The sequence below is a fragment of the Shewanella septentrionalis genome (assembly GCF_025370265.1).
GTDB classification, from domain to species: domain Bacteria; phylum Pseudomonadota; class Gammaproteobacteria; order Enterobacterales; family Shewanellaceae; genus Shewanella; species Shewanella hafniensis.
On record NZ_JAMTCC010000030.1, the window covers coordinates 57468 to 68412 of the forward strand.

The following is a 10945-nucleotide window of genomic DNA, read 5'->3' on the forward strand; positions in this document are numbered from 1 at the left end:
GCCACCTTTATCGGTGGCGTTTTTGTATTTAGCATCCTGCGCTGAATTGCTTAAGCTTTTTGCAATCGTGCAAACAAGGCTTTCACTTTTTCGACTTTAGGGCGCACGACCATCTGACAATAAGGTTGCTCACCGTGTAAAGCAAAGTAATCATTGTGATAATTTTCAGCGGGATAAAACGTCTCAAGTGCTGACACTTGGGTCACAATAGGCGCATCAAAAACCTTAGCCGCCGCTAACTGAGTCAACATAGCAGTGGTTTGCTCAATCTGCTCGGCATTATGGGCAAACACCAGAGAGCGATATTGTGGCCCCTTATCATTGCCTTGACGATTGAGCGTGGTCGGATCATGACTCTCAAAAAAGACCTGCAATAGCGTCGTAAAATCAATTTCCTCTGGGTTGAACTCAATATGCACCACCTCTGCATGGCCAGTTTGACCCGAGCAAACGGATTTATAATCGGCATCATGGGCATCACCGCCGGCATAGCCAGAAGTGACGTTCACCACGCCTTTGAGGCTTTTAAAAATCGCCTCGACGCACCAAAAACACCCAGCGCCAAAAGTCGCAAAGCTGTTCGATGCTGGTTCAACAGCATCATCCATCCCTTTAAAAACCATAGAAACGGAGTTAACACAGTGACGAATATTGTTGGCAGTTAGCATCTCACCTTCAAAAACATGGCCTAAGTGACCACCACACTGGCTACAGACAATTTCGGTTCTGCGGCCATCGGCGTCGACATGGCGCGTTACAGCGCCGGCAATTTCATCATCGAAGGCAGGCCAGCCACAATGGGCATTAAATTTATGCTCAGAGCGGTACAAGGGCGCATGGCATTTTTTGCATAAATACAAACCCTTGGCATCATGATCATAATACTCACCACTAAATGGGCGTTCAGTGCCTTTTTCTTCGATAACATAGCGTTCAAAATCGGTCAGTTTGTTCATATTAATGCCCTTTCGACTCACGTCGTTGTCTATTTTGATACTCTTCATTCAGTTGATTAAGGAGCTGAGCCATAAAAAGTGAATATAAGACCTACTCCAAGCAAGATTTCTTGCGCTCAGCTTCAAAATGCGGCTGACATCATCCCAATCACAACAAATCTAATCACAACACATCCAATAACCCATACTAACGGGTTTAACGGCTAAAATCTTGCCACTTAAGTCAGTCCTAATCTAAGCATTTAAATCAGTGCGCATTAAGCGACAACATAAATGATGGAAAATACAGCAGTTGCTCTCACTCACCCTCGCGGAGTATTTGCACCCGCTCAAGCGCACGGCTACACTTGCAGCGGGTCAAATTACAACTAAATATAACAAGTAGAAACCACAATGAAATTAGAAACCATTGATTACCGCGCTGAAAACAGTGCCCAGCAATTCGTTGAATCACTTAGAGAAACTGGCTTTGGTGTTTTATCTAATCATCCGATTGATAAGCGCTTAGTTGAAGACATCTACACCGAGTGGCAAGCCTTTTTTAACTCAGAAGCCAAAAACGACTACATGTTTAAAAAGGAAACCCACGACGGTTTCTTCCCCGCATCGATTTCTGAAACGGCCAAAGGCAACACAGTCAAAGACATTAAAGAGTATTATCACGTTTATCCTTGGGGGCGGATCCCCGATTCACTGCGTGCCAATATTCTCGCCTATTACGACAAAGCCAATGCGCTGGCTTCAGAACTTTTAGAGTGGATTGAAACCTACTCACCCGAAGACGTAAAAGCCAAGTTTTCGATGCCATTGCCAGAAATGATCGCCAACAGTCAAAAAACCTTACTGCGTATTCTGCATTACCCACCGATGACGGGCAGTGAAGAAATGGGCGCCATTCGCGCCGCCGCCCACGAAGATATCAACCTTATCACAGTGTTACCTGCGGCCAATGAGCCTGGGTTACAAGTGAAAGCCAAAGATGGCACTTGGTTAGATGTCCCCAGCGATTTTGGCAGCATTATTATCAATATCGGTGACATGCTACAGGAAGCGTCTGGCGGTTATTTCCCATCGACGTCACACCGCGTCATCAATCCTGAAGGTACGGATAAAACCAAACCACGGATCTCTTTGCCGTTATTTTTGCATCCAAACCCTGCTGTCGTGCTGTCTGAGCGTTATACCGCCGACAGTTATTTGATGGAAAGACTGCGCGAACTAGGGGTTATTTAACCCTTAATACCGCCTATTAATCAAAGTGACAATCGCAATAGACAGTCAAGGATTAAGCGATTAAAGCGCCTTAGGGCGCTTTTTTTATGACATTCGCCACCTTCAAGGTAGAATAGCCATTCTTTAAGTTATTTAGGACAAGGCGTTATCATGGCAATTCAGTGGTATCCAGGGCATATGCACAAGGCACGCAAAGAGATTGAGGAGGCAATGCCTCAGGTCGATCTTGTTATCGAAGTGCTGGACGCGCGTATTCCCTACAGTAGCGAAAACCCCATGGTGGCTCAGCTTCGAGGCGACAAACCTTGTATCAAACTGCTCAATAAATCTGATCTGGCAGATCCAGAGATCACTGCGCAATGGATTGAATACTTAGAACGCGAACAAGGCGTAAAAGCCACCGCGATCACCACACTGCAAGCGGCAATGGTGAAAAAGATCCCAGATATCTGCCGTAAGTTAGTGCCGAGTCGCGATAAAACCGAAAAAGACATTCGCACTATGATCATGGGGATCCCCAACGTCGGAAAATCCACCATCATCAACACCTTAGCAGGCCGTGTTATCGCCAAAACAGGTAACGAACCTGCGGTGACCAAAACCCAGCAAAGGATCAATTTACGTAACGGTATCGTACTCTCGGACACCCCAGGGATTTTGTGGCCCAAAGTGGATAACGAAGCGAGCAGCTATCGCCTCGCCGTCACGGGTGCCATTAAAGATACCGCGATGGAATATGAAGATGTAGCCCTGTTCGCCGCTAAGTATTTCTTAACCGCTTATCCAAAAGAGATTTGTGAACGCTACAACTTAAGTGAATTACCCAAGGATGATGTCGCACTTCTCGAAGAAATCGGCCGCAAACGTGGTGCGCTGCGCCCCGGTGGTCGCATTGATATGCACAAGGCATCTGAGTTATTGCTGCATGAATACCGCTCAGGAAAAATCGGCCTCCTCTCGTTAGAAACGCCTGCGATGGCCGAGCTTGAGAAGATTGAAGTCGCCCGCATCATGGCAGAGAAGGAAGCAATAAAAGAAGCCAAACTCGCAGCAGAAAGATTGAAGCGTTCTGGTAAGCGCCATAACGACTAACTCATTACGCGTAGTCATCACGCTTAGTCATCACGGCAAGTTATCTTACTATCTCTGCAAGCATTGAAAATAACGCTTAGAGTGTATTTAAGTTAAGACGCTAATGGCGTTGATATTCAAGCTTAGTAAGCTAATTCATCAAGCGTAACATTTAAGCCAGCATATTGAATATGTTGGCTTTTTATTTTCATAAACGAAGATGTCGCGTTAACAAACACAGCCACTCGCAACTACTTTTGCGCACCAGAGGTCAACCTATCAAGCAAGGCATCCATACTCTGCTCTAATAAATCCAACACCAGTTCAAAGCCCTGCTCGCCACCATAGTAAGGGTCCGGCACTTCCGTGACTTGCGTATCCGCATAAGAGAGCATTAACTGTAACTTGTACTGATACTCAAGCGGACAACGACTAAGCAAATCCGCTAAATTGGCCTTATCCGCCGCCAAAATTAAATCAAAATGTTCAAAGTCGGCATCCACAACCTGCCGAGCCCGCATTCCATCGAAACTAAAACCCCGCTTTTCCCCCGCCGTCATAGCACGGCGGTCAGGCGTATCCCCTTGGTGATAACCAATAGTCCCCGCAGAGTCCACCTCAATATTGAGCCTACGCTGCGCAACCTTAAAGCGGCACACAGCTTGTGCTGTCGGTGAGCGGCAGATATTGCCCATGCAAACACAATAAACAAGATAAATTGCAATAAAATCAATTAATTAATTGCTATTTGAGGTGTTTTTGTAGAGAACATTGAACAAATTTAAATGCTATTTTAATCAATTACTTATTTTGGGTTTTGGAGAGAGAAAGTGTGAATAACGCACCTTCTAGATGCAAAACTGGACCTCTACTTCAATAAGTAGTAAGTCTATGCTGTTCCTTGCACCCTGCTATGTTATCGCCGAGAGTGACACTGGCAATGGCGCAGATGCTCCAGCCATCACGGTAGTGTTTAATACCCTGTGGCAATTTATGTAGAACTATTTGAAATTATTTTTTATTTTCAAGAAAATCACTTTTTGGAAGTATCCTGCAGCTGAATAGAGACGGTCCAATAATCAGTCGAACCAAAGTAACGCCCACAAACAGCGAACTATCAGATAAAATCGGCAATACACTGCACATTACAGTATCCGACCTGCAACCCACGTTTCCAATACATCAGCCAGTTTAATGAGTTGTTCTTGATGCTTGGATTTGTTTTTCGCTAGGTTTTGGATATTCAATAGCTTCCATCTCACCGCAGGTAGTGCCGCGACGCTCGGTTCATCAAACAATGACCAATCAGGCTGACCCTGTTTAAAGGATAATAAAAAGTCTCTGTCTTTTGCAGTAAAGTGATGCTGCAACGCTGTCAGCATTTCTGAGCGAGTTAAAATAAGCTCATCGAGTTTAATCGGCTTTGTCGTCATTCCATTGAATTCAGTTTGAAAGCTTTCATCAAGCGGTTTCCAGCGTGGAGACATCACTTCATTAATAGGCCTTGGATGGCTAAGTGTATAAGTGAGAAAGCCGACTAAAATCTCTCGAGTGATCCCCTCTTCCGCCAGCAGCATTTTAACATCGAAAAGATCCCTTGGGTGCTGTCTATCCATCGCTGCACATAACTTACCACCGTATAGATCAGGCAGGCTTACGACGGGGATCTCTGCGTACCCAAATTCTTCTTCAACTAACTCAACGACTGGCATTAATACCGCTTTGTGTAGCGTACCTCTCGCAACAGGAGAGACTTCAATTTTTATTGTCACTCTATCACTTGTCACGACGACCCTGAGCTCATCATATTTATTGTCTTGAAATACTGCACTAAGGTTCGGTTGTAGATTGATCTGCGCAGTCAAACGACCAAGCGCTTCCTTCACACTTTGTAGCGCTTGTTCCCTTGGCTCCAAAGGAAGATAAGCCAAATCGATATCGACCGATAAGCGTGGGAAGTTGCGTACAAATAGGTTGATAGCCGTACCGCCCTTTAGAGCAAATACCTTCTCTTGGGCGACGAGCGGCAGCATCCGAATAAGCAAGGTCACTTGCTGGTAGTATATCGATGACTTATTCATATTGATTTTCTTCTGTCTTAATAAACGATGCCGGCACTGTTATTTGATACCGCCCATCGTAACGGCCATGAGCCACCACCTGACGCTTTCCCGCACCGAGCGTGATTTGCTGCTCATCTAGCCTTTTGCTCCACTGGTGTTGATAGTAGTGGCCTAAAAAGAGAAATACGCGATTAGCTTGTACGGCTTCACTTCGATTCAGTATTGACTGTATTTTACGTGGGCTGAGATTCACTAACCCTTGAAACAGCTCCGCGGCATGCTCAAAACTGATATGTTTGCCAATGGCATTGACGACTTCATAGGCCGCAAGCTCCGCACAACTTGCCTTAACTTCCCTATTGTTCACCCCTATAGTAATAAAGTCTTTTTCCAACGTTTGGGTCAGCTTGCTACTGGTATAAAAAAGCCAGTTTTGCTCTTCCAATTCGCGGAACCACTTTGGCAACGGCAGCTTACTTTGACAGCCAACCCAAACTTGCTCGCTGCTTAGTTGAAGATAATGACTAAGCCCTTGATGTGTTAGGCTACTGACTCCCGCAAGGTGAACAGGAAGCTTTAGCTGCTCATTCACAGCCTTGAGCGCTTCAACCCAATGAGGCTGTAACTTGCCTGTTGACTCAGGACGAACGTAAACCCCCGCACTAATCTTGTACAGCCAACCACTCTGCACATATTTTCTCACCAAAGATGAGCTGATCTCATTTTGTGTCAACCACGACTGAAGCACTACCGCACCAGGACTCGTATGATTAATCAGCCAGTTTATTTTTGATGACATAGTTGCACCATAAGTACCAAAATATTTAATAAATTAAACTGAGTATAGGAACGTGGTTTAAAAATTGCAATTAAATAGCACCTAAAGTACGATTTTACCTAAAAATGTAAACTGACTAAATGAGAAAAGCATCGGTTCTGGCAGACTTAAACATCCAGCTGAATCGCAGTTAGGCCCCCCTGTGTCAGAATAGTTCTCACCCCCTTAAAAATCACTATTTTATAAAGACAGGGATCGGTAACAAAGAATCACATGGCTCAGTATTGACAAGAACGTAAAGACACAATATTTAAAAAATTATTACCACCCCACAATTTAACTGTCGTAAAGGTTGCACGAGAAGAAAGTATGGCAGTGCAAACCTTGTATCATTGCCGAGATAAAGCCAAAAAGGAAAGTCGCCCCGTGCCAGGTAAAACATTAACAACCGATGATTGGTCAGCTGAAACTAAGCTTGCTGTTATCATTGAAACAGCGCCAATGTCGGAAGCTGAAATTAGTCAGTATTGTCGAGAAAAAGGCTTGTTTTGCGAACAAGTTCAGCAGTGAAAACTTGACTGTTTGGCGGGTTTTCAAACCAGTGAAGTGCAGGCAAAAACCATTAAGCTGCAGGCTAAAGCGGACAAAGCTGAAATCAAATCCTTGAAAAGATAATTAAATTATAAGGAGAAAGCCTTAAACTGAAGCAGCCGCTTTACTGATGCTAAATAAAAGCTCAATGTACTATGAGGAATCACATTAAATATCTAATCTGTTCAGAGCCTCACAGGCATTTCAATCTAAGGCGCATTGACGAAGAAATGGTCATTCCCTTTTAAGTCAATGCAATAACGGAGTTGGATGCCTGTGTGGCTCTCAAAGGGCGGGCTTCAACGCTCTGAATGAACAGATATTTAATTCGATTAGAATGATAGGGCTAGTTTTAAATAGATTTATGTATTGCCAAAATGGCATGGGTTAACATGAGTGAGTGCAATAGTATGAAATGGATTTATCCGGGTTGGTGTTTTAATCGCTGGTTACATACAGCGTTATTGTTTCTATTTCCTCTGTTCATTGCAGCCTTAATTTACCCTTGGTTAACTTCATCCTTAATGAAACAGAAAGTGACTGAAGATCTCAATGCGATCAGCCGGTCGTTTTCCGGAAACATTGAAAACTTCAAAAACTTAGATGGTTTTAGCAATTTGTCATTTACTTGCTCAGAAGCGGATATTGTTCAGCTAAATAGCTCATTATTAAGCCCTACTATGGTAAGGTTTATTCAGCTAGAATTAGCCAATGGGACTAAATGTTCAAATATTGGCCCTGCTGTGAATTATAAAATTGATCAGCATTATGTACAGTTAATCGGCGATAAATCGATAAGTATTGCCACGACAATGGCGACCGATGATCGCTCTCGAAATTTGATGTTTATGTTTCCGTTAGGCGAGCATAAATTAGTCGTATTAACCAACAGCTCCGTATATAACGACCTGTTATCAAAGCTATGTTCCGATTGCTACCAGTTACAAATTACCTATAGTGACCTAAAACCGTTGACGCGAGGCGTCGAAGCCTTAAGTCAACAACAGATTTTTATTGAACAATCTCGACACGACACATGGCTTAATGCAGATTTTGTCCTCCAGGCAGGGGATAAGCTGTATAAGGATATTGGGCTAAAAACAGGTATGTCATTGTTAATCATTGCCCTATTGTTGGCCATAGTTGCAGTGATCTTATATTGGAACTGGATATCAGCAAGGGTTTCGACAGATACTCTGATCCAGAAGGGATTAAAACGTAAAGAGTTTATTCCTTACTATCAAGTCGTTGTCGATTGCCGAACTGGGCAAGTCGTTGGTCAAGAGATGTTAGTACGTTGGCGTAGGTTTGATGGGACATTAGTACAACCTAATCAGTTTATTCCCTATGCCGAAGATTCGGGCTTAATCTTATCAATAACCGAAAGCTTGCTAGAGCAGGTTTATCGGGATTTAACTAGACTTAAGGGATGGGTTAGCGTGAATGTTGTGGCGCAGCATTTAGAGGCTGGCTTACTCAGTGAGTGGCTAAAATCCCATCAAGATAAACGTGTGAAGCGAATTTCATTCGAGTTAACAGAGCGCAAGCCTATTACTTTTTTTGAATTGGCACTCACTGAAATCAATGCTGTCGCCCCCCAATGTCATGATTTTAAATTGGACGATTTTGGTACTGGATTTGGTGGTTTTAGTTATTTACAACAGCTTGGTATTAACAGTATCAAAATCGATAAAATGTTTATTGATACCATTGGCACTCAAGATTTAAAGGCTCCTGTACTTGATTCTATTATTGCCTTCGGACAGGAAGCAAATATGGAGATGATCGCTGAAGGTGTCGAGACGCAAGAGCAAGCAGACTATCTCGCCGCCAAAGGGGTATACATACATCAAGGCTATTTGTACGCTAGGCCCTTACCCTTGGATCAGTTATTAAATTATTACCATAATCATTCATAATGCATAAAGACAAGGGCTCTTAGGAGCCCTTGTTAATGTGAAATGCCATAGGATTAGTGGGTCATTTTATTCTTGATCTGCATACTGTTCTGGTCAACCCAAACTGGACACTTTTAGTTGAGAACCCATAAGGCAGGCTGCTTTTCGCTGTCGTCAACTCATCTCTATAAACAGGTCGCATCCCGATATGAGCACGGGTGAGTTAAGCTTTTTATCACCACTAGCAACTGTGGTCTTATCTACCCAATAATATGCTAGTGACCTTGCAAACTAACTCGATGCAGCACGAGTAGCTCGTCAAGACTTAAGCTCATCTGCATGTGTCTCAAAAACACTCATCCCAGCATGCGCAGAGACTGGAATAAAAAGAAGAATACGCCCATCAGAACACTGTATACAATCACAGTAACCATATGCTGTACTAACCGGTTAGCAGATTTTGAATGATTTAGTTATCAGTTAAGTGATTTTGGGATAAAGCTGGGACGAATCGATGAGCCTAGGCGGCGATGCTCTGATGTAATCAGACTAAAAGTAGGTTTCTCCCCCCTCACTGTTCTCCACTTTATAGTGACTCGCTTACCCATAGAGGCAAAATATCGGCCCATTCAACAAAGATCAAAGGATCACAAAATCGATCTGTTGAAGTTGGTATATCCGAGCATACCTAAATTTTGTCCCTCTGAGAAAGTAACGAAAATAATTATTTATAATCAACACCATATATAGCGTTCAAAATTATGAACGCCCCTTAAAAGCCCGCTAATAAAACAACAACCAAGCCCTCTAAAATCCTCATATGTAGTGAAGCACTGCGTGTCGCCGCCCCCGCAATCAACCGCGCCAGAAGGACCCGTGATGATAATGGTTCGCATCTACATCGAGTTGAGAGTGATTCTCATCACCATAAGGTGTCGCGTTCGCCTTCAATCAAACCGTGAGTATCGGCGAGACACAAAATCCGCCCATCTGAAAATCTAAATTCATCATAATTGCACATGATCATCGCTCCCTTTCTATCCATGCATGATGACTAATATAGGTAAAGTGACACTCGGTTAAAATGAGCCTAGGCCTAGACAGCAGCTATTCACCTAAAACCGTCTAAAACCTTGGCTTTTACCCTCTTCACCCCATCGCCAACAATTAACACTAAAGCAACAAATACGCGCTATTGCATCCTCCACTAGGGTTGATGCAATGACTCGTCTGTAGCCTTACTGCTGCATGGGCTAGAGTGCTCCCAACTTTTTGAGGCTATCTAGGGATTATCTAGGCCGCATCGAAAAACGGTTGAACCATATTGGTGCAACACACTGAACAACACTCATTGAATTAAAACATATCAATAACAATTCAAGCTAAGGCAGCATGAGCCTAAAAACGCGTTCAATCACTCAGAAACAGTGTGCAGATCATCCCACTTTGCCTGCTTTTCATGACCCAAAACGGCGAGCGGATAGCCCCCAAGCAGGATGAGGCAACGACCGAAACCGTGAGCCGAATAGAAGGATCCATTTGAGCGCCATCAATTCACCCAAAACAGCCAAAAAACTCACCTTTTGCCCTACCCTTCACGCCCTCAAGCGTTAACACAAAAGCAACAAAAGCTCGCCGTTGCATCCTCCTTAAGGGTTGATGCAACGATATGCCTGCAACCCTACTACTGCATGGGTTTGAGTGCTCCCAACTTTTTGAGGGGATCTAGGGATTATCTAGGCCGCATCGAAGCACTGTTGAACCCTAATGGTGTAATGCCCCTATCGAAATACAACATTCTAGCAACAAATGAGACTAAGGAAACGTGTAGAATTCTCACTTGTCATCGTCGCACAGCACGTCTATATAAACCCTATCAATCCCGTTATCTCAACCAGCGATTAGCCGGCGTGAGATTAGCGGACACACCTGCAGGTAAACACGGAAGGATCATAGAACCACAACACTCTGAGGTACCAGCCATCATCGACCACCGGCATTAACGTATTACAGCCCACAGCTCATGAAGTTCATTGGGATTGGTTAAAGCTGACTACATGGTATGAAGCGTAAGGTGATCGAGTGACACGTCTGCAGGTGAAAAAAGTGGTCTAAGAATAGGTTAAACCGAACGCACGATTGAACTGGATTAGTCTTAACTTAACCTGTAAATATTCAAATCACGATGCAATTAGACCCGATAGATGGCTTTAACCCACTTCTACCCAAAGTTTGCCGCAGCTCGAAGTTCAGGCATTTGTTATCTGATAATTTGAGATACATAATGTAATGACTACCAAAGAGTAAGGTGTGATCATGAGGGATTTGATAAACCGTTACATTGAATCAGACTTG

Annotated in this window: 7 protein-coding genes and 1 pseudogene; 4 read left to right on the forward strand and 4 right to left on the reverse strand. The window is 43.6% G+C overall.

Annotated elements, in window-relative coordinates; genetic code table 11:
* Nucleotides 1-50: 50 nt before the first annotated feature.
* Nucleotides 51-956 carry a bifunctional methionine sulfoxide reductase B/A protein gene (locus NE536_RS16535; RefSeq protein ID WP_261273374.1) on the reverse strand — a complete coding sequence of 302 codons (906 nt, stop codon included), beginning with the start codon at nucleotides 954-956 and terminating at the stop codon, nucleotides 51-53.
* 393 nt (nucleotides 957-1349) lie between these two features.
* Between NE536_RS16535 and NE536_RS16540 the strand changes: the two genes are divergently transcribed.
* Together NE536_RS16540 and ylqF are read left to right on the forward strand one after the other, a co-directional pair.
* Complete coding sequence (locus NE536_RS16540; RefSeq protein ID WP_106650318.1) at nucleotides 1350-2189, forward strand: isopenicillin N synthase family dioxygenase; 840 nt, start codon at nucleotides 1350-1352, stop codon at nucleotides 2187-2189.
* 150 nt (nucleotides 2190-2339) lie between these two features.
* Entirely contained in the window at nucleotides 2340-3281 is a 942-nt protein-coding gene (gene ylqF, locus NE536_RS16545; RefSeq protein ID WP_220592779.1) for a ribosome biogenesis GTPase YlqF, read from the forward strand.
* Between the two features lie 230 nt (nucleotides 3282-3511).
* On the opposite strand, the gene NE536_RS16550 is transcribed toward ylqF, so the two are convergent.
* From NE536_RS16550 to NE536_RS16560, 3 genes are all read right to left on the reverse strand, one after another.
* On the reverse strand, nucleotides 3512-3955 hold the full coding sequence (locus NE536_RS16550; RefSeq protein WP_261273375.1) for a low molecular weight protein-tyrosine-phosphatase: 444 nt from the start codon (nucleotides 3953-3955) through the stop codon (nucleotides 3512-3514).
* Nucleotides 3956-4405: 450 nt separating this feature from the next.
* Entirely contained in the window at nucleotides 4406-5341 is a 936-nt protein-coding gene (locus tag NE536_RS16555; RefSeq protein ID WP_012088992.1) for a nucleotidyl transferase AbiEii/AbiGii toxin family protein, read from the reverse strand.
* Nucleotides 5334-6122 (reverse strand): type IV toxin-antitoxin system AbiEi family antitoxin, encoded by a 789-nt coding sequence (locus tag NE536_RS16560; protein ID WP_261273376.1) that lies wholly within the window; start codon nucleotides 6120-6122, stop codon nucleotides 5334-5336. Before NE536_RS16560 ends, NE536_RS16555 begins: the two co-directional genes overlap by 8 nt.
* A gap of 285 nt (nucleotides 6123-6407) precedes the next feature.
* Here NE536_RS16560 and NE536_RS16565 point away from each other — a divergent pair.
* Nucleotides 6408-6840: pseudogene (locus NE536_RS16565) on the forward strand (IS3 family transposase); the annotation flags it as partial.
* A gap of 262 nt (nucleotides 6841-7102) precedes the next feature.
* Nucleotides 7103-8611: an EAL domain-containing protein gene (locus tag NE536_RS16570; protein ID WP_261273377.1), complete on the forward strand. Its 1509-nt coding sequence runs from the start codon at nucleotides 7103-7105 to the stop codon at nucleotides 8609-8611.
* Nucleotides 8612-10945: the final 2334 nt, after the last annotated feature.